This is a genomic window from Paenibacillus sp. FSL H8-0548, assembly GCF_038630985.1.
Classification (GTDB): Bacteria; Bacillota; Bacilli; order Paenibacillales; family Paenibacillaceae; genus Pristimantibacillus.
In genome coordinates, this window is sequence record NZ_CP152049.1 from 762,437 (window position 1) to 782,150 (window position 19,714).

At 46.2% G+C, this 19,714-nt stretch carries 16 protein-coding genes; 13 read left to right on the forward strand and 3 right to left on the reverse strand.

Annotation, left to right across the window (positions count from 1 at the left end):
* Window positions 1-571 precede the first annotated feature (571 nt).
* The gene (locus MHI37_RS03330) at window positions 572-1,441 is read right to left on the reverse strand and encodes an HAD family hydrolase (protein ID WP_076335133.1); all 870 of its coding nucleotides are present in this window, start codon (window positions 1,439-1,441) and stop codon (window positions 572-574) included.
* A gap of 98 nt (window positions 1,442-1,539) precedes the next feature.
* On the opposite strand from MHI37_RS03330, the gene MHI37_RS03335 reads away from it, so the two are divergent.
* The 6 genes from MHI37_RS03335 (at window position 1,540) to MHI37_RS03360 (ending at window position 10,645) form a co-directional block, all read left to right on the forward strand.
* On the forward strand, window positions 1,540-1,710 hold the full coding sequence (locus MHI37_RS03335) for a hypothetical protein (protein WP_342556531.1): 171 nt from the start codon (window positions 1,540-1,542) through the stop codon (window positions 1,708-1,710).
* Between the two features lie 458 nt (window positions 1,711-2,168).
* Window positions 2,169-3,725 (forward strand): DUF5597 domain-containing protein, encoded by a 1,557-nt coding sequence (locus MHI37_RS03340; protein WP_083676069.1) that lies wholly within the window; start codon window positions 2,169-2,171, stop codon window positions 3,723-3,725.
* A 17-nt stretch (window positions 3,726-3,742) separates the two neighbouring features.
* Window positions 3,743-5,488: a DUF5605 domain-containing protein gene (locus MHI37_RS03345; RefSeq protein ID WP_076335135.1), complete on the forward strand. Its 1,746-nt coding sequence runs from the start codon at window positions 3,743-3,745 to the stop codon at window positions 5,486-5,488.
* Window positions 5,489-5,584: 96 nt separating this feature from the next.
* The gene (locus tag MHI37_RS03350; RefSeq protein WP_076335136.1) at window positions 5,585-7,327 is read left to right on the forward strand and encodes a histidine kinase; all 1,743 of its coding nucleotides are present in this window, start codon (window positions 5,585-5,587) and stop codon (window positions 7,325-7,327) included.
* Between the two features lie 18 nt (window positions 7,328-7,345).
* Window positions 7,346-8,956 (forward strand): response regulator, encoded by a 1,611-nt coding sequence (locus tag MHI37_RS03355; RefSeq protein WP_076335137.1) that lies wholly within the window; start codon window positions 7,346-7,348, stop codon window positions 8,954-8,956.
* A 141-nt stretch (window positions 8,957-9,097) separates the two neighbouring features.
* Entirely contained in the window at window positions 9,098-10,645 is a 1,548-nt protein-coding gene (locus tag MHI37_RS03360) for an ABC transporter substrate-binding protein (protein WP_076335138.1), read from the forward strand.
* A 92-nt stretch (window positions 10,646-10,737) separates the two neighbouring features.
* Here the strand turns inward: MHI37_RS03360 and MHI37_RS03365 are convergent, their stop codons facing one another.
* Complete coding sequence (locus MHI37_RS03365; RefSeq protein WP_076335139.1) at window positions 10,738-11,445, reverse strand: DNA alkylation repair protein; 708 nt, start codon at window positions 11,443-11,445, stop codon at window positions 10,738-10,740.
* A gap of 172 nt (window positions 11,446-11,617) precedes the next feature.
* On the opposite strand from MHI37_RS03365, the gene MHI37_RS03370 reads away from it, so the two are divergent.
* The 5 genes from MHI37_RS03370 to MHI37_RS03390 are packed head-to-tail and all read left to right on the forward strand — an operon-like array spanning window position 11,618 to window position 17,831.
* Complete coding sequence (locus MHI37_RS03370; RefSeq protein WP_076335234.1) at window positions 11,618-12,550, forward strand: ABC transporter permease subunit; 933 nt, start codon at window positions 11,618-11,620, stop codon at window positions 12,548-12,550.
* Window positions 12,551-12,567: 17 nt separating this feature from the next.
* Window positions 12,568-13,455, forward strand: coding sequence for a carbohydrate ABC transporter permease (locus tag MHI37_RS03375; RefSeq protein WP_076335140.1), 888 nt, complete (start codon window positions 12,568-12,570; stop codon window positions 13,453-13,455).
* 22 nt (window positions 13,456-13,477) lie between these two features.
* On the forward strand, window positions 13,478-15,019 hold the full coding sequence (locus MHI37_RS03380; RefSeq protein ID WP_076335141.1) for a glycoside hydrolase family 43 protein: 1,542 nt from the start codon (window positions 13,478-13,480) through the stop codon (window positions 15,017-15,019).
* Between the two features lie 5 nt (window positions 15,020-15,024).
* Window positions 15,025-17,640, forward strand: a complete 2,616-nt coding sequence (locus tag MHI37_RS03385; RefSeq protein WP_076335142.1) for a glycosyl hydrolase — start codon at window positions 15,025-15,027, stop codon at window positions 17,638-17,640.
* Window positions 17,641-17,675: 35 nt separating this feature from the next.
* Window positions 17,676-17,831 carry a multidrug effflux MFS transporter gene (locus MHI37_RS03390; protein WP_144023597.1) on the forward strand — a complete coding sequence of 52 codons (156 nt, stop codon included), beginning with the start codon at window positions 17,676-17,678 and terminating at the stop codon, window positions 17,829-17,831.
* 27 nt (window positions 17,832-17,858) lie between these two features.
* Here the strand turns inward: MHI37_RS03390 and MHI37_RS03395 are convergent, their stop codons facing one another.
* Complete coding sequence (locus MHI37_RS03395) at window positions 17,859-18,245, reverse strand: SET domain-containing protein (RefSeq protein WP_076335143.1); 387 nt, start codon at window positions 18,243-18,245, stop codon at window positions 17,859-17,861.
* Window positions 18,246-18,440: 195 nt separating this feature from the next.
* Here MHI37_RS03395 and MHI37_RS03400 point away from each other — a divergent pair, with 195 nt between their 5' ends.
* Together MHI37_RS03400 and MHI37_RS03405 are read left to right on the forward strand one after the other, a co-directional pair.
* A complete protein-coding gene (locus MHI37_RS03400; protein ID WP_076335144.1) occupies window positions 18,441-19,085 on the forward strand; it encodes a hypothetical protein in 645 nt (214 codons plus the stop codon).
* A gap of 93 nt (window positions 19,086-19,178) precedes the next feature.
* Window positions 19,179-19,709, forward strand: coding sequence for a hypothetical protein (locus MHI37_RS03405; RefSeq protein WP_076335145.1), 531 nt, complete (start codon window positions 19,179-19,181; stop codon window positions 19,707-19,709).
* The last annotated feature ends 5 nt before the right edge of the window (window positions 19,710-19,714 follow it).

The following is a 19,714-nucleotide window of genomic DNA, read 5'->3' on the forward strand; positions in this document are numbered from 1 at the left end:
TTTTTTTGGTGAATGATGTTAGCGGCCACCATTGCACTTATTTTCGAAATATAAGGTTAGTTGATCGTATTGCGGATGAGAAAGACCTTATTTTTAATAATGAGTGATACCTAAACAATGCAGTTGCTGATGATCTAGTATTACACTAAAGTCTCCGCTAGATTAAGGAAAGGTGCCTACACTGCACTTATTACAATGAAAACCTCACATGAGAGCTGTTTCAGACGGCTACATTGTACTATTGCACTAGAATGAGCTTCAAACCAACGAATATCGTTCTAGAATAGGTAATCTATTGTACAAACTACAGTGTACGTGCCTTGGTTAGGCTAGCAACGTCGATTATGTTGTACAAACTGCAACGTAGCCTCATCATCCTATAGCGCTGAACCCATCGAGCTAGCAAGCCCAATCTAAGAACCGGAGAAAGAAAGCTAAAGTAACCCAACGAGACAAGTCGAACACTTCGTTTCTCCAAAGCGATCTTCGCGCTTCGCTAAATCTTCATTTTTTAAGTTCGGGATTCATTTTCACGTTGAACTAGATGCCTCAATGGAGCAACCTGTTCAAATCATTGATCGAAGCCATCGGTACGACTCACCGATAAGCTATCAAGGGCCCGAGCAATATAACGAGCTACACCATCTCCATCGTTGCTCTCTACGACAAGGCTCGAAAGCTCTAATAAGTGGGTATGGGCGTTGGCAACTGCAACCTTGGTTCCAGCGGCTTCAAACATGCCCATATCATTCAGGTTGTCACCAAATACGGTGATTTCATGAAGCTCGCAGCCGGTAAGAGCAGCCCACTGCTTAAGCCCTTCTTTTTTATTCGCCTGCTGGTGACTGAACTCTAGAAAATAATGATCCTCAATATAATTGTCCTTCATAAGGTGAACATGCACATGCTCGCCGAATTGCTGAATGACATCACCCCGAAGAGGCTCCAGCTCCTCCAACCGCCCAATATAGGTAATGATAAGCGTACGTATCGTTGCAGGACATTCCAAGCAGGCTAGCTCATTGAAGCGTGGATCGTTAGGCCGGCTTTTGAAAAATTGCAAATCCCCATCTCTGGTGAGCGGCTCGTGAAGTACTCGTTCGTTGTCCTCTTGGTCCAAAGCGAACAAAAAAGGAGACAGACGATGCTTTCTTCCCAACTCTATCACTTGATTGGTTGTTTCCATATCGAGCCATCGGCCGCCTATAAATGTCTTAGTCAGCGGATCGTAGATAGCTGCGCCATTGTACAAAATAATAGGATGCTTCCAAGGTATGATAGAAACAATTTTATGTGAGCTAATATAGCTTCGTGCAGTTGCATAGCTGATGACGATGCCTTTATTCAAAGCGTCACAAATGATCCGTATCGTGTAGTCGGATAAAGCAGCATCGGATCTCAGCAGCGTTCCATCAAGATCGGTAAGAAAATATTTATTCAAGAGTGCTCCTCCTCTTTAGGTTGGGCTGCGGGAATTTGATTCTTTTCGAATGGTTATTAGATGGTCAATCTATCCTATTTTATAATTTTAGCATAAGGATGAGTGTGATCGTTGAAGAGATGCTGCTGCTGTACGATAAGCAATCGGCTGCAAAGCGAATCGACATCATCCAGATCATGCTTGGTGTCTGCGTCAAGACCGATGGCCAGCTCGTAAGAAATCTTATCCGCACGAAAAGGCCGCCTTCCGCCACTAATTCCACCTCATAAGCACATATATGTGCTTATCGTCCCCGACTGCCTGCCGCTTAGTGACTTTAAGCACCTATGTGTTCTTATCCGCACGAAAAGGCCGCCTTCCGCCACTAATTTCACCTCATAAGCACATATATGTGCTTATTGTCCCCGACTGCCTGCCACTTAGTGACATTAAGCACCTATGTGCTCTTATCCGCACGAACTGCCCATCTCCCGCCACTCATTCGATCTCATCATGGTTGTTCGCCCTTGGTCAATGGCCTTATGCGAAAGACAGCCTCATTTGTTATTGGACCTGCTATTTTGATGAACACAGCACGCATAGCGGCGAAAAAAGTCGGTAAAACAGCAGCTAAGAGTCGGATCAAGGGCAGTGATAGAAACTAGCAGGGTTTAATATGGATAAAAGTACTCTAATTTGAACTGATTGCGATAGCGTGCCAGTTCATCATGCGGCAGGGGGATATTCAATGAAACAGATGAAGCAGTTGCCTTATTTGGCAGAAGAGAACGGTGTGCACACATTATATGTGGATGATAAGCCATTTATCGCTTTGAGTGGGGAGCTTCACAATTCCAGCTCTTCAAGCTTGAGCTACATGGAACAGAATGTATGGCCTCATCTGAGGGGATTGCATTTGAATACAGTAATTATTCCGGTCTTCTGGGAATTGATTGAGCCGAAGCAAGGTCAATTTGATTTTACTCTAGTTGAGGGCATTATTAAGCAGGCAAGATCTGAAAATGTTCGTTTGGTGCTCTTATGGTTCGGCTTGTGGAAAAATGGGAAATCATCTTATGTTCCAGGCTGGGTGAAGAAAGATGGTCTTACTTACTTTAGAGCGTGCTACCTTGGGCAAATAACGACAGATACGATATCGCCATTGTGCCAAGCAGCAGTTAAAGCTGATAGGGCCGCTTTTAAGGCGCTTATGGCTTATTTGAAGGAAATTGATGGTGAGCAGCATACTGTTATTATGATTCAGATCGAGAATGAAATGGGCTTCTTAAATAGTGATAGAGATTATTCTAATGAGGCAAATCAGCAATTTTCAAAGCCTGTACCAAATACGATAGGCGATATATACGGTAAAAGCGGCAATTGGAGCGAGGTGTTTGGCGAAGAAGCAGGCGAATATTTTATGGCGTATCATTACGCCTCTGCGGTGGAACAGATCGCCAAGGCAGGTGCAGAGGTATATCCTTTGCCGATGTTCGTAAATGCTTGGTTAGAGCAGTATCCTTGGCGAGCAGGCTCATATCCGAGCGGAGGGCCAATTGCCAAAGTGATGAAGGTGTGGAAGGCTGCGGCACCTACGATCTGCTTGTATGCGCCTGATATTTATTTGCCGAATTTTGCGGAGATTTGTGAGGAGTATACGGCGAGCGGAAATCCGCTATTCATTCCGGAGGCAAGAAGAGATATCGTGTCAGCAACCAACGTGTTCTATGCGATTGGGCAGCATAACGCGCTGTGCTTTGCTCCATTTGGAATTGAAGCCTTTCTCGCTCCGATTGACCCTAACTCGGATACGATATTTGATCCGAATGTACTAACAGCATTAAACATTAATATGTCAGCCTTTCATTTGAATGGTACAGGACCCTATCTGGCGGAAAGCTACAAGCTGCTTGGGAATATGCTCGGTATTATTCATCAGTACCGCGGAACAGGCAAGATGAAGGGCTTCCTGCAAAATCAGGATAGCGGATGTATTCTCAGCTTTACTCACTATGATCTTAAGCTAAGCTATAAGCAGCCGGTTGAGGGGAAACCGATTTCGGGAGGGCTGGTCATAGAGCTTTCGGACAATCAATTTATTTTGGCTGGCATTGGATTCTCTGTCGAGGTGCTTCCAAAAATAGGCGAGAGCGCCAAGGTTGGATATATTCGCATCGAAGAGGGCGTATTCGAGGACGATCAATGGATTAGAGGGCGTGTGCTGAACGGTGATGAGTCAGCGTACAAAATATCCGTGAAGAGAAGCGCATCTGCTTTGATGATTGAAGCTTATAAATATGAATAAACGGGAGGAAAGCAGGCATGCCAGCATTTAACGATCAGACGAAAATTGGTCATATTTGGGCGAATGAGTCGGCACGAAAAGTGCTGCTGAAGCATGTTCCAGAGCTGGAAAAATCACCGTATTTATCGTTTATGAAAATGAGAACGCTGCCGCAGCTCGCCGTGTCCAACGAGGCATGGATATGGCCAGCGGAGCTGCTCAGCAGCATTCTAAAGGAGCTTGCGCTAATTGAAGACGAGGCTGTACGGGATGAAGAGCCAAGACAGTCAGCTGACTATGAAAGTGATCTCGTATCTATGGGCTCGGCCTATACGAAGGCACCTGATTGGGCGGAGAAGTGGGGCATATTCGAGATATTGCTTAAGGGGCCAAATCACGGCAACCCGTTTGTAGATGTCGCTATTAGCGCCGTCTTTACATGTGAAGAGCGCTCCGTTCAAGTCAGCGGCTTCTATGATGGCGAAGGGATATACCGCATCCGGTTCATGCCTGAGCATGAGGGTGAATGGCGCTACGAAACGATCAGCAATGCACGTTCATTACATGGAATTGCTGGAGGCTTTATCTGCATCCAGCCTAGTGCTGGCAACAACGGTCCGGTTCGTGTGAAGGATACGTTTCATTTTGCCTATGAGAACGGCATGGCGTATATTCCAATTGGAACCACCTGCTATGCATGGTCGCATCAAGGGGAGAAGCTGGAAACACAAACCTTGAATACGTTAAGCGCGTCACCGTTCAACAAGCTGCGGATGTGCGTGTTTCCTAAGTCGTACCAATTCAATGAAAATGAGCCTGAGTTATATCCCTATGAGGGCTCGCTCGCGCAGGGCTGGGATTATACGAGGTTTAATCCTGCATATTTCAGGCATTTGGAGAATAGAATCGCCGAGCTGGGCGAGCTGGGCATTGAAGCAGATCTCATTTTATTTCATGCTTATGATCGCTGGGGCTTCTCCGAGATGATGCGTTCTGCAGACGATCGTTACTTGCGTTATATCGTTGCCCGCCTCTCCGCTTATCGTCATATATGGTGGTCGCTTGCGAACGAGTACGATCTGATGTGGGCGAAGGAGGAGTCCGATTGGGAGCGCATCGCAGCTATCGTTACCGAAAATGATCCCTATAACCACCTCATATCCATCCATAACTGCTTCGCATTTTATGATTATAAGCGATCTTGGATTACCCATTGCAGCGTTCAACGAATCGATGTATATCGTACAGCGGAAAATACGACAGAATGGCGTCTTGAATGGAATAAGCCGATCGTTATTGACGAGTGTGCCTATGAAGGCAATATTGATATGGGCTGGGGCAATATTACCGGTCAGGAAATGGTGCGCCGGTTCTGGGAGGGGGCCATTCGCGGGGGATACGTCGGTCACGGAGAAACCTACTTGGACCCGGATGATGTGCTATGGTGGTCCAAAGGCGGCAAGCTGCACGGCGAGAGCTCGCAGCGAATTGCATTTCTGCGAACGATTATGGAGTCAGGGCCCGAAGGCGGGCTGAACCCGCTGAAGTCTGAGTGGGATGCCCCGTCAGCGGGCATTAAGGATCAATACTATTTGTTTTATTACGGATTGAACCAGCCGATGTATCGACATTTCAGTATGAAGCCAGGCGTTTCATATGAGGTCGAGGTCATCGATACGTGGAATATGACGATTAAGAAGCAGCCTGGCAAGTATGAGGGATCATTCCGAATTGAGCTGCCGGGCACCTCTTATGCTGCGGTTAGAATGACAAAGGTTGGATAGGCTTTTTGCTTGCAGCGGGTTATGCCAAAGAAGACGGGGGAATCGAACAGCCTGTCTTCTTTGCTGTATAATAGGGGAAATAGGGAGGCGTGCTTAATGAATGGGTTTTTCAAAAAATGGTCCTGGCGCTCCATACGTTCCAGACTAGCGATTAGCGTCTTAGCTGTTACCCTGCCATTAATCGCATTACTGCTGTATAACAGCTTCTATTCCATTAATGTTGTGCGTAATCAGGTGGCAAGCTCGAATAAAAACATGTTGATCCTATACATGGATCAGATTAATAAAAGCCTGGAGGACGTCGATCAATATTTGAACAGTTTAGTCGCTATTGATACGGATTTGCTAGTTATGGGGCTGCCGGTACCCGATCAGGAGTATCGAATGGCCAAGCTTAGTTTATTTAGCAAGTTAGCAGAGAAAATTCCACTTTTCAAAACCATAGATGCCTTCTTTGTATACTCCGTGAGCAGGCAAGATTATGTAAGCGCTTTTCGTCAGGTAGGAACCTTCGATGAAAGAGCGGCTATCCAAGATTATTTAATAGAGATATTGCGTGACGGCCCGGATGGAAATTCAATCGGCAGCAAAAGCTGGTATGTGAAGGGAATTAACGGAACCTATTATTTATTTCATATTTTCCAGTCTGGCGATAGTTATATTGGAAGCTGGATTAATACCAATCGGATCGTTGGGGCGCTTGGCTTAATTGATCTTGGTGAAAAAGGAAGATCGCTATTAACGACAGATCAAGGGCTTCCACTCTCAGAGGCTGCCTTTATTGCGGAAAATGGCATTGATTTGAATCGTGATCTGAATAACTATTATTTAACGGGGAAAAGTGATCGCTATATGGTCGTTGGTGCCGAATCCAGCAAAGGCAACTTCAACTTGCTTGCTATTATTCCTGATGAGAAGATATTGGAAAACTTGCCGTATTTGCGAAAAATTATTTTGTTTGTTTCCATTTGCTCGCTTATTATTTTGCCTGTTGGAACATTGCTTCTTCGTAAAATGATTCTCCTTCCGCTTAATCGCATATTGCAAGTTATGAAGCGTATTAAAGAAGGAAATCTTGATGTGCGGATTAATCAATCAGCTGGTGTGGATGAATTCCAAATTGTAAATGAAACATTCAATACGATGATGGCCCAAATTCAACAGCTTCATGTCAACGTCTATGAAGAGCAGCAAAGCAAGCAGAGGGCAGAGCTGCAGCATTTGCAGCTCCAGATTAACCCTCATTTCTTTATGAATTCGTTAAATATTATGTACAGTCTGGCCCAGACCAAAAACTATGAGCTTATTCAAGAGCTGTCTTTATGTCTAGTTAATTATTTCCGTTATATGTTCCGTTCAAATCTAAGCTTCGTTCAGCTCAGGCAGGAGCTCGATCATACCCGCAATTATATTCGCATTCAGGAGCTGCGTTATCCGAATAGTCTTAGCGGACGGATTGAGGTACCGGACTTTATGCTCGATACGAGTGTGCCGCCGCTATTCATCCAGTCCTTTGTAGAAAATACCGTTAAATACGCGATGACGCTTGATGGGCCTATTGAAATTATTATTCGAATTGATCTGCTGGATGAAGGCGGACGGCCTTATATGCGCGCGGTAATAGAGGATACGGGGGTTGGGTTTCCTGAAGAGATATTAAGCGAGCTGAACGTAGGCAGAAAAATAACGAATGAGGAGGGGGAGCATATTGGCATTTGGAATGTGCAGCAGCGGCTTTCCCTGCTATATAAAGGTCAAGCCAGTATTTCATTCTCCAATCGTATGACGGGCGGTGCTAGCGTCGTTATTCAACTGCCGCTTTATGGACATGACAGCTAGAAAAGGGGGGGCATTGCTATGTATTCACTGCTTATTGTGGATGATGAGGTTCATGCAGTTAAAGGTATTGAAGCTGCGATTGATTGGGAGAAGCTCCAAATCACATCACTCTACACCGCGTACAATATTCGTCAAGCTAAGGAAATATATGATAATTACCCCATAGATATCATGCTGTGCGATATTGAAATGCCTCAGGGCAGCGGTCTGGAGCTGCTGACTTGGGTGCGAGAGCATCATCCGAAGACGGAATCGGTGTTTCTGACCTGCCATGCTGATTTTGAATATGCGAAGCAGGCGATGCAATTAGGGAGCTTGGACTACATTCTGAAGCCAATTCCTTATGCTGATTTAGAGAAGGTCATTGTAAAAGCTATGGATAAGATTAACGCAAACAGTGAGCTGACACAGTTCAGCCGCTACGGCCAATATTGGTTCCAGCAGCAGCCGCTCCTTACGGAGCAGTTTTGGCTTGATATTTTAAATCAAACGATACCATCTAATGAGTATGCAATCCGCAATGCGGCCGCTGAGCGTAATCTTCCTTATCTCGACGATGTACACTATTTGCCTGTGCTTATTAGTATTCAGAGATGGCATAAGACGCTGTCGATACGCGATGAGAAAATTATGGAATTTGCACTGCGGAATGCGGCTAATGAATCTATTCTTGAGCATGGAAAGCTGGGACTCCTTATTCAGCGCGGGAAAGGCAGGCTCGTTGCTTTAATATCCGTCGAAGCAGGGGGAGAGCGGGAGTCTGCTGGAATAAAGGCTATGTGTAGTTCCTATATCGAAGCATGCAACACGTACTTTTATTGCGATTTATCCTGTTATGTCGGCAAGCCGCTGCCTGCTTATGAATTGTCAGCCATGCTCGATAAGCTGTCTGCATTGGAGTCGGATAATGTGGCATTGGATAACAAAGTGTTTATGCTGGAGGGTCGTTTTCCTTCTTCTCATACGCTGCATATGCCGAATATGAGTGTTTGGGTTGTATTGCTTGAGGACGGCAAGACGGATATATTAATTTCCGAAATTACAGCTTATTTGGATAGCCAAGTACGTGCGGATTGTCTCGATGCGAAGCAGCTTCATCAATTTCATCAGGATTTGCTGCAGATGGTGTATTCTATTTTTCAGTCGAAGGGAATTCGGGCTCATCAGCTGTTGAATGATTCGGTATCTCTAGAGCTTTCTTGGCAGGCTACGCGCTCAGTCATGGATATGCTTGTATGGATTAAGCATATTTTGCAGAAGTCGGCGGAGTATGCCAAAGCTGTAGAAGAGACTCAAACGGTGGTAGAACGGGTAATTGCTTACATCGCCTTGCATAAGGACAGGGAGCTGTCTAGAGAAGAGATTGCCAGCCATGTATTTCTGAATCCGGACTATTTGACTCGAATTTTCAAGAAAGAAACTGGACTTGGCATTTCGGAGTATATGCTGCGGGAGCGATTAAATGTAGCTAAGGATTTGCTGCTGCTAACGGAGATGTCTATAAGCGCAGTGGCGAGTCATGTCGGCTACTCTAACTTTTCGCATTTTTCTAGAATATTTAAGAAGCATACCGGTAAAAACCCTATGGATTTTCGGCATACCGGTACGGCGGAGCAGGCCCCGGAATAAAGTCGGAATGTGCATAATGAAAAGTCGTTTTCAGGGCAGTTGCAGCGACCGGATATGTATAAAATCAAGATAGATTCAGCAGCTGATACAACGAGGACAAGGCATCTGAATCTGATCTTATTACAGTAACGGGGGAATAACATGAGAAAACGGATCGGCTGGTTCAGTATGCTTTTGGCAATATGCTTGCTGCTTGGGGCTTGTGGTACGAACAATGTGAATAACGGAAACGCTGACAACGGTAAAGGAGGCTCGGCACAAGAAACTACAAAAGGTGCTAGCGAAGGTAATGACAAGCCATACGAGCTGACCGTGGCTTTCATCACCTTCGGAAATACACCCGCTGACATTGCTCAGGTGCAGGAAGAAATCAGCAAGCTTGCTAAGGAGAAGATCAACGCGACCGTGAAGCTGCTTCCGATTGCAATCGGATCATGGAACCAACAGATGAATCTAATGCTGACGAGTAATGAGAAGCTGGATTTGATCGTAACGGGCTCCAGCGCTACATTCGGCTATGGGCCACAGGTAGCGAAGGGTCAATTGCTTCCACTGGATGATCTGATCGAGGAGTATGGACAAGGCATTAAAAATGCTGTGGGCGAGGAGTTTATGAACGCGAGCAATATCGGCGGGAGCATTTACGGTGTACCGAGTATTCGCGATCTAGCGGTAAACTACGGCTTCTTAATTCGTAAGGATATTGCGGATAAATACAGCATCGATTTGAGTGCAATGAAATCGCTTGATGATTTGGAAGCAGCTATGAAAACGATCAAAGCAGGAGAGCCGGATACGGCTGTCATTGCGCCGGGGTCGGCGGGTCAATCCATCGTGGATTATTTGATGGGGGATATCGATAGACTGGGTGATTCCTATGGGGTTCTTCTGAACAATGGCTCTGAGCTGAAGGTGGTCAATTGGTTTGAAACGCCGCAGTATGAGGAGCTCGTGAAGCGTGTGAGAAGCTGGTATAACGCGGGCTATATTCTTAAGGATGCAGCAACCAATAAGGAAAGCATAGGTGATTTAATTAAAGGCCAAAGAACGCTTGCTTATGTAGCGAATCTTAAGCCTGGCATTGAGTCGCAGGAGAGCCGACTGACGGGTACGGAAATTGTCAGAGCAAATTTTACGGAGCCATTCGCAAAAACCGAGACGGTAACGAACATTATGTGGGGAATACCGCGCAACTCCAGCAATCCGGAGAGAGCTATGCAGTTTTTGAACCTAATGTATACGGATAAGCAAATCATTAACCTGTTCGATTGGGGCATTGAAGGCAAGCATTACGTGCAGACTGATGTGGACAATGTCATTAAATACCCGGATGGTGTTGATGCGTCGAACAGCGGCTACAACCTGAACATGGGTTGGTTATTCGGCAATCAGTTCCTCTCGCATACCTTTGACGGTGATGATCCTGATATTTGGAATAAATTGAATGAATTTAACCAATCAGCCATTAAGTCCAAGGCGCTCGGTTTTACATTCGATACCGCTTCGGTCAAGACGGAATTTGCAGCGGTCGTCAACGTAGTGAATCAGAACAAGCTAGGTCTGGAGACGGGAACGCTTGACCCGGAGAAGACGCTGCCTGACTTTGTCGCTAAGCTCAAAGCAGCAGGTATCGACAAAATTATTGCTGAAAAACAGAAGCAATTAGATGCGTGGGCGAGCAATAAATAGAATAACAGATAGAGCCTGTCCTTTGGTTGTTAATGAGGGACAGGCTTTTTTGCTCTAATATAGGAAAGTATTGTCCAAAGAAAATATTGCGGTTAACAAATGCAGGTCTTTTTCTTGCTGCCGATTCGGCCCATCGCCTCGATCTTGCCGATATATTCCGTTGCAAGCGGCACTTTGCAAGCCGTATTGCCGACATCCACATGCACGTTGCCGATCGCCTCGGCGACTGCCTTCGCTTCCTCCGTTAATGCCTCAACGTATGAGCCGACCGAAATAACGAAACTATTCATAACATAGCGGACCCAGTTGCGCTCGCCGTGGATGGTGTCGCGCACTCTTGTCAAATAAATGCGTAGCTCCTCCATGTCGAGCGCTTCGTCGGGTGCAACCGATACATAATTGGCATATGTGCTCCATCCGCTTACAGCGACCAATTCCTCCGGCGATTCAATCCACTCCACCGCCAGTTCATGCGCATACGGACTTTCCGCGGCCACTCTCGCTACCGTATACTCGGCGGGCGAATGCCAAGTGGCTCCCGTCACCCAATGCTGCAACTGTTCCTTGGTGATCGTCTTCGGATTGATGCTAAGCCCTGCCAGGTACATCGCATCGTAGTTGCCAGATTCATACAGCTGCAGAGCGAGAGCTTTGTCTTTTTTCACATGCTTAACGAGCTTCTTCATGTCTCCGATTTTGACGCCAAAGAACGGCTCTTTCGCACCATGGCGAATATAAGTGCTTTTCGTCTGCTCACTACCCATGCCAGCCAATGCCTGCATGATTTCTTCATAGGTCATTTATTGTTCACGCTCCTAAACATATTCAAGCTGTTCTTCAATTATGCACGCTTGTCGTAAAAGCGCAAATAAGAGGTCGGTGGAGCGGTAGTTGGCCCTCTCTAGTTTCCTTATGATAAAGGTATAAACACCGTGCAACGCACAGGCTGAAGGATAAGGAAGGGATCGTATGATGGAACAGACAAAGAAGAGTGAATTTACGAGGAGATATGCAAGGTATGCTCCGCTGTTTCTAATGATGCTGCCGGGATTGCTTTATTTGGTGCTCAACAATTACTTGCCCATGTTTGGACTCATTATTGCGTTTAAAGATGTGAATTTTGCCAAAGGCATACTCGGAAGCGACTGGATCGGCTTCAGCAACTTTGAATATTTATTCAAAACGAGGGATGCCTACATCATTACGCGGAACACGCTGCTGTATAACGGGGGCTTTATTGCCATCAATCTCGTGGTCGCAGTCGGAATAGCAATATTGCTAAATGAAGTGAAAAACAAGTTTATGGCAAGGTTTTATCAGAGCGTCGTTCTGCTGCCATATTTGATTTCTATGGTTATTGTAAGCTATCTGGTCTACGCGCTGCTCAGTATTGAGACCGGGTTCATAAACAATACAGTATTGCCAATGCTCGGCTTAAACGAAATTTCCTGGTACAGCGAAGCCAAGTACTGGCCTTATATTTTGAATTTAGTACATGTTTGGAAGAGCGCAGGCTTCCTATGCGTCGTTTATTTAGCAGCTATCATTGGCATCGATCAGGAATACTACGAGGCGGCAACGCTCGATGGAGCTACGAAGTGGCAGCAGATCCGGGCAATTACACTGCCACTCATTTCACCGGTTATTACGATGATGACCTTGCTCGCTATCGGACGGATTTTCTATTCAGATTTTGGCTTGTTCTATCAAGTGCCGATGGATGCAGGCGCATTGAGCGATACGACTAATGTTATTGATACGTATGTATACCGCGGTTTAATGCAGCTTGGAGATATTGGGATGTCGTCAGCTGCAGGCTTGTATCAATCCATTGTAGGTTTTGTGCTGGTGCTCTTGTCCAACTATGTCGTCCGGAAAATAAACAAAGACAATGCTTTATTTTAGAAGGGAGTGCATGAGTGATGAATACTGATAATCGCGTGTGGCAGTGGGCGGGGCATCTAATTATGATTGTCGTTTCCATTGCGTGTCTTGTACCGTTTGTGCTGCTGTTTGTTTCTTCTATTACAGATGAGAGGATGATCATCCAGAATGGTTACTCCTTTTTCCCGGAAAAGCTGAGCGCTACCGCTTACGTTTATCTATATAACCAGTCAGAGCAAATTTTACGTGCCTATGGCATCACTATACTGGTAACGCTGCTTGGAACGACCGTAAGCTTAGCTATTACCTCTTTGCTGGCGTACCCGTTGTCGCGCCGTGATATTCCGCATCATAATAAACTGGCATTTTTCGTATTTTTCACGCTGTTGTTTAACGGAGGACTCGTTCCGACCTATCTTATTTACACGCAATATTTGGACATCAAAAACACGATCTGGGCTTTAATCATTCCGGGCCTGTTGATGAATGGCTTTAACGTCCTATTAATGAGAACCTTCTTTAAGACCTCCATACCTGTTGCGGTGCTGGAATCGGCTTACATCGACGGAGCGGGCGAATTCAGAACCTTCCGTTCAATCGTACTGCCACTATCGCTTCCTATTATGGCGACGATCGGATTGTTTCAGACTATTGGCTACTGGAATGATTGGTTTAATGGACTCGTTTACTTAAATGATGCAAGGCTGTTCAGCATTCAAAATATTCTTAACCGCATATTGACAGATATCCAGTTTCTGACGAATGGCAGCATGAGCACGAATGCCAGTCAGGGCTTGGCGGCACTGCCAAGTGCAACCGTGCGTATGGCGATTGCGGTTATAGGCGTTTTGCCAATATTAATTGCGTATCCGTTTTTCCAAAAATATTTTGTAAAAGGAATTACAATTGGCGCGGTTAAAGGCTAAGACTGGAAGGGAGAGATCGAGCATGAACTATCGGAATCCTGTAATAAGCGGGTTTCATCCGGACCCAAGCGTTTGCCGAGTGGGCTCTGATTATTATTTAGTGACCAGCTCCTTTGAATATTTTCCAGGTGTTCCTATCTTTCATAGCAAGGATATGGTTCATTGGCAGCAGATAGGGCATTGCTTGACTCGCGAGAGTCAATTGCCCTTGCAGAAGGCTGGCAGCTCGAACGGCATATTCGCTCCAACGCTGCGTCATTATAACGGACGGTTTTACATGATTACGACGAATGTTACGATCAGAAAAAATTTCTATGTGACGTCTGAAAACGCCGAGGGGCCTTGGTCTGAGCCTGTTTGGCTGGATTGGGATGGCATCGATCCCTCCCTCATGTTCGACGAGGACGGAAAGGTCTACATTACCGGAACAGGAGAGTTTGACGGCAGCGAGAAAGCAGGTATCTATCAGGCGGAAATTGATCTTGTGACGGGTCAGCTATGCTCGCCCCGCCGATTCGTTTGGGGCGGAACGGGAGGAGCTTTCCCTGAAGGTCCGCATCTTTATCGAATTTTCGATACGTATTATTTGATGATCTCCGAGGGTGGCACCGAGTATGGTCACATGGTAACGATTGCGAGGAGCGATTCGCCGTATGGGCCCTTCGAGAGCAACCCAAGCAATCCGATATTGTCTCACCGCAGCAGGCAGAGCAGCATTCATGCAACGGGCCATGCCGATTTGATTCAGGCTGAGGATGGCAGCTGGTGGGCAGTTTGCCTAGGCATACGACCGATTGGTTATCCTTATCGTCATCATTTGGGTAGAGAGACCTTTCTTGCTCCTGTACGATGGTCAGATGATAAATGGCCGACTATAGGGGAACTTGGCATCATAGATGAGGTTATGAATGCGGGGACACTTACGCTAGGGCAAGGAGAGCAGTGGTGCGAACGAGACGATTTCAATAAAAGCATGCTTGCTCATTCCTGGAATTTTCTTCGCAATCCATCTGCGGATGATTGGTCGCTTGTCGAGCGTGCGGGATGGCTGACCCTGCATGGCTCAGCCATAACATTAAACGAAGCGGACTCTCCGGCATTTGTAGGTCGGCGGCAGCAGCATTTTGCATGCTCGGTATCCACCTTGCTTGAATTTGAGCCTAATCATGATGGGGAAGAGGCTGGGCTGACCGTTTATATGAATGAGCAATTCCATTATGAAATCGCTCTCGTCCATCAAGCTGGAAGAAGGAATGTGATTTTGCGGCGCCGGATCGGTTCTTTATGGAAAGAGAGCTTTGTGAGCGAGTATTCTGATTCACGAATTATTTTTGGAATTGAAGCTGATGCAAGCAGCTATCGGTTTACCTTCGCAACGGAAGTCGGAGAAAAGCATATCGCGGGAGAGGCAGAATGCTGTCTCCTTGCTACGGAAGTGGCTGGCGGGTTTACGGGTGTATTTTTTGGGCTGTATGCGACAGGGAATGGGAAGCCATGTCAGGCTCCTGCGTATTTTGACCGATTTGATTATATTCCGGTGTTGAATACGGATGAGAAGGGGTGAATGCAATGAGTTCTAGGCTGCAGGAGGTATTAGCAGGTAAAGGGGATAATTACCTTCTTCCTTTCTTATGGCAAAGAGGCGAGACGGAAGCGGTTATTCGTGAGGAGCTGGCAAGAATCGATGAAGCTGGCATCAAGGCGGTATGCATCGAGTCAAGGCCTCATCCCGACTTCCTCGGACCAGGCTGGTGGACGGATGTTGACATCATCATGGATGAAGCCCGGAGTAGGGAAATGCGAGTGTGGGTGTTCGACGACGATCATTTTCCAACGGGTCATGCGGCAGGCAAAATGAAGGATGCGTCCCCGCTGCTCAGAAGACGATTTCTTGGGGAGCGCAGAATAGATGCTGTTGGTCCAATGAAGGAGGCTTCCTTTCTCATCGGGCCATGGCTGCAAGAGGGCGACGTTCTCGTAGCGGCCTATGCGGCAAAGCGGGAGCGGGGGAGCGGAGTGATTATAGGCGACATGATTGATGTGGAAGCTTTCATTCAGCAGAATGTCCTTTATTGGGATGTGCCGGCAGGCTTCTGGAGCATTTATTTAATGGTGGAAACGTCAGAGGGAGCGGACAACACGAAGCGGGAGTATATCAACCCTATCGTTTCTGAATCAACGCAAGTATTAATCGATGCAGTATATGAAGTGTATTATGAAAGATACAAGGATGATTTTGGAAAGACATTCGCCGGGTTTTTCTCGGATGAGCCGGGCTTCTACAACGATTTTAACATGTATGACTTTACGTCGGTTCCAGGCAAGCAAAGAGTGGTGCTGCCTTGGCGTCATGACATGCTGTCCTATTTGGATGCTGAAATAGGCTCGTCATTTAAGGCGCTGCTTCCGCTCCTTTTTCATAATGGCGGAGAGAAAACTGCTGAGGCAAGATACAGCTACATGAATGCGGTCAGCAAGCTGTATGCGGAGCATTTTTGCGGCAAGCTGGGTGAATGGTGCCGAGAGCGAAATGTTGAATATATCGGACATATTATCGAGGACAATAACGTGCATGCTCGTTTAGGCTGCGGGCCAGGACATTTCTTCCGTTCCATGTGGGGTCAGGATATGTCAGGAATCGATGTGGTCTTGCATCAAATATTGCCCGGCTTTGATGAGACGCCTTTTTCTTGGGTTGCTGGGAATACGGACAGCGAGTTTTTTCACTATGGACTGGCGAAGCTCGGCTCCTCTTTGGCACATATCGATCCCAAAAAGAAGGGCAGGGCGATGTGCGAGATCTTTGGCGCGTATGGCTGGAGCGAAGGGCTTAAGCTCATGAAATGGCTGACAGACCATATGCTCGTTCGAGGCATCAACCATTTTGTGCCGCATGCTTTCTCTCAGATGGAGTTCCCGGATAAAGACTGTCCTCCTCATTTCTATGCGCGCGGGCATAATCCGCAATATCGTTATTTTAAGGAGCTTAACCATTATACGAACCGGCTGTGCCATCTGTTATCAGGCGGCGTGCACCGGGCTACCGCTGCGGTTCTTTATCACGCAGAAGCGGAATGGTCCGGCACAAGCATGCTGTTCCAGAAGCCGGTCAAGGCGCTTCTTCAAGCGCAAATTGATTGCGATGTAGTGCCGGCAGACAGCATCATAACGAATGCAGCAATCGTGGGAGGGAAGCTGATGATCGCCGCAGAGGAGTACAGCTGCTTCATCGTGCCATATGCGGAAGCGCTGCCGATTAAGCTGCTGGAGACGCTGCTTGCAATGGCTGATGGTGGTGTACCCGTAATCGCAGTAGATTCGCTGCCGATTCGCTCCAGCGAAGGGATAGAGAGCGCAGCGATTTTAGCCGAGCTAGATGCTCACGCGAATGTGCGTGTCATTCCTTTAATGAAGCTTGCAAGCAGCATGAAGACGCTGGGGCTGTACGAAATCGAGGTAGAAGAAGATCAGTCTTACCTGCGAAACTATCATTATGAGCATCCGGATTATCATGTGTATTTATTTTTTAACGAGCATCCGTATGAGAGAATCGACACCCAAGTGTTTATTCCACAGCATGCTCAGGCCGCTATCTACGACGGATTTGATAATAAGGCAGCCTTGCTGGATGTCACCGTTACACCAGAGGGCTTGCAGCTGCCGCTAAAGCTTAGCCCTTATGAGTCCATTATCGTCATTGCCGGCATGGAGCTGCCAAAGGGTATTGAGTGGACAATAGGCTCCCAAGAAGCTAGTGATGAGGGGATCTTATTGCAAGGAGAATGGACAGTAGCGACAGCAACGGCTGAGCAGTATCCTAATTTTGACCATTGGGGCACTTTGGCCCAGCTTGTTAGCATGGGCAGTCCGCAGCTGCTGCCAGCGTTTTCTGGCACATTCCGTTATGAGTTAACCTTCCAATGGCCAAATGCGGCAAAGCCCTTTGCTCTAGATTTGGGAGATGCTTACGAAACAGCTGAAGTGTGGTTGAATGATGAACGATTAGGCGTGAGGCTTTGCTCGCCCTATCGCTTTGATACGCGCAGCTCGGTTCGCGAGGGAATGAATAAGCTGGTCATTGAGGTAACGAATACGCTGGCGAAGGAGCAGCGGGATTTTTTCTCACGCTTCATGCAGCAGGAGCCAAGCGGGCTGATCGGGCCTGTTCGTTTGCTTTTAGAGTAGAAATAGACGGGGGTAGGCCTAGGAGGACATGCGAGATGAATAAGGATAGGATGAGCAGCAGTAAACGTTTGAAGCTCATCGTCATTTTGGGCTCTTTAGCGGCTCTTGGGCCGTTGTCTATCGATATGTATTTGCCATCCTTGCCTACGATTAGCCTATATTTTTGCGAGAAACCTCGTGTCCTTATCTAAGGACACGAGGTTTCTTCTAATTAAGCCTTATTCTTCTTTTCCTTCATTAAACCAAAGCGGATCATCATTTTCGACCTCGCCGTTATAGTTAATCAGAATCTCGTCCCCAGCCGCTATGTCGGTATAAGCATAGAAATCAACGGTATGATTGTCAAAATTAAGATCGTAATGGGCATTGGGCGTATAAGAATGATTGAACAGCATGCCATATCCGAGCAGGAGAGCTGTATGGTTGGCGCCATACTCAAACATGTAGTCTGCAAGGAGGGTTTTTTCTATATGCTCATGTTGCTCATTTGGATAAGGAATTACGGGTGCTTCATGAATTAAATCGCCTTTTGCAAAATCACGTGTCGCAAATACCCCTCGATTCAACTCACCGTCACTTAGCGTGGAAGTTCTTACCTCAATCATGTTAGTCACCTGCGCGTTCTTTAGTCTAAGTAGCTCTTAGCTGCGCTAAGAAGCTTGCTCACTTTAGGTAATATAACAATTTAATTAGAAAATAGCTAGTTAATATAAGACTTGGAACCATTGAAAATTCGTTTTTTTATCGCAAATCTGGAAACAAAAGCTAAAAAAACTCCGTCTATGCTAAGAGGTGATTGAATGGACACAAAAAAACGATTAATCGTCTTATGCGCGACCATTTTGTTCAGTGCGCTATTTTTTGCAGCCAAACCGGTCTCCGTATTTGCCTGCTCCTGCGCGATGTTAGATTCGCCGGAATCGCAAGTAAAGAATGAGCTTGAACACAAGACAGCGATCTTTGCAGGAAAAGTAACGAAGATTATCCCGCTGCCACAGAAGACAATCATATCGAGTGCGGATTTAGTGGAAGTCAGCTTCCTAGTTGAAACGGTATGGAAGGGTGATTTGGAGCAGCAGACGATTGTTTATACGGCGGAGAGCTCAGCGAGTTGTGGATATGGTGGCTTTGAAGAGGGGAAATCGTATATCGTATCTGCTTATGAGAGCTCGGGCAAGCTGGAAACAGGAATGTGTGAATTAACGAAACCTCTCTCTATGGCAGAGGAGGAGCTTATGCTGCTCGGAGAAGGTTATGCGCCTCATTTGGCTAGTGGGGGAAAGGCTGCTGCTAATAAGGACAAGGTGGAAGCAGCCGTAGAAACAGACATAAAGCCAGAGTTATCATCCACATCAAGAGTACCGCTTATTCTCGCAATGGCAGCGTTACTCCTTATCGTTATCATAGTGATTATCCTAATCAGGCGACGCCGAAATACTTTTTGAGTATGATTCATAAGATCACATAGTGTTTAATATAGGTTTAAATGTAAATTTTTGATGTTAAGGTTGTCTGATAACTAAGGAGGAGTTGGAATTTTGAATAAGAAAATTTGGAATTGTACGCTGCTGTCTTTTGTTTTGATTTTAGCATTAACTGCTTGCAGCAAAACTGAATCAACCGACAATATCCCGAGCGTTAAAGACGATGAGGCAGCCATCCAAACTGAAGTAATCGATGCAGTTGAAGATGATGCTGCAGATGTGGATGATCCTGAACATCGTTTGACGGAGAAAGTGGACAATGGCAAAGTCCCGGCGTATTTGCCCAAGGATTTTCCACTTCCAGAGGATGCTCTAATCGTAACCTCTCATGCTGAAGAAACGGATGGCAAAAAATCGGTTCTTCTCATATTCACGACAGAAGAAAGCATGGCAACCGTATCGAAATTGTATAAGGATTATTTTATTGCTCAAAATTTAGAAAATGTTGGTCAAACTGTAGATAACAAAAATATTATTATTCAAGGGGAAAACAAAGAAACAGAGCAGAACTGGTCAATGATCGGCGGACCATTGGCTTCGAAAGAAGGCGTCATTGAGCTAACGGTAACTTGGTCGGAAATGTAGCTATT

Excerpts from the sequence above, each read along its gene's own strand:
- MHI37_RS03335 (WP_342556531.1), top strand. The coding sequence starts at position 1,540 with ATGAGTGTGATCGTTGAAGAGATGCTGCTGCTGTACGATAAGCAATCG.
- MHI37_RS03340 (WP_083676069.1), top strand. The coding sequence starts at position 2,169 with ATGAAACAGATGAAGCAGTTGCCTTATTTGGCAGAAGAGAACGGTGTG.
- MHI37_RS03345 (WP_076335135.1), top strand. The coding sequence starts at position 3,743 with ATGCCAGCATTTAACGATCAGACGAAAATTGGTCATATTTGGGCGAAT.
- MHI37_RS03350 (WP_076335136.1), top strand. The coding sequence starts at position 5,585 with ATGAATGGGTTTTTCAAAAAATGGTCCTGGCGCTCCATACGTTCCAGA.
- MHI37_RS03355 (WP_076335137.1), top strand. The coding sequence starts at position 7,346 with ATGTATTCACTGCTTATTGTGGATGATGAGGTTCATGCAGTTAAAGGT.
- MHI37_RS03360 (WP_076335138.1), top strand. The coding sequence starts at position 9,098 with ATGAGAAAACGGATCGGCTGGTTCAGTATGCTTTTGGCAATATGCTTG.
- MHI37_RS03365 (WP_076335139.1), bottom strand. The coding sequence starts at position 11,445 with ATGACCTATGAAGAAATCATGCAGGCATTGGCTGGCATGGGTAGTGAG.
- MHI37_RS03370 (WP_076335234.1), top strand. The coding sequence starts at position 11,618 with ATGGAACAGACAAAGAAGAGTGAATTTACGAGGAGATATGCAAGGTAT.
- MHI37_RS03375 (WP_076335140.1), top strand. The coding sequence starts at position 12,568 with ATGAATACTGATAATCGCGTGTGGCAGTGGGCGGGGCATCTAATTATG.
- MHI37_RS03380 (WP_076335141.1), top strand. The coding sequence starts at position 13,478 with ATGAACTATCGGAATCCTGTAATAAGCGGGTTTCATCCGGACCCAAGC.
- MHI37_RS03385 (WP_076335142.1), top strand. The coding sequence starts at position 15,025 with ATGAGTTCTAGGCTGCAGGAGGTATTAGCAGGTAAAGGGGATAATTAC.
- MHI37_RS03390 (WP_144023597.1), top strand. The coding sequence starts at position 17,676 with ATGAATAAGGATAGGATGAGCAGCAGTAAACGTTTGAAGCTCATCGTC.
- MHI37_RS03395 (WP_076335143.1), bottom strand. The coding sequence starts at position 18,245 with ATGATTGAGGTAAGAACTTCCACGCTAAGTGACGGTGAGTTGAATCGA.
- MHI37_RS03400 (WP_076335144.1), top strand. The coding sequence starts at position 18,441 with ATGGACACAAAAAAACGATTAATCGTCTTATGCGCGACCATTTTGTTC.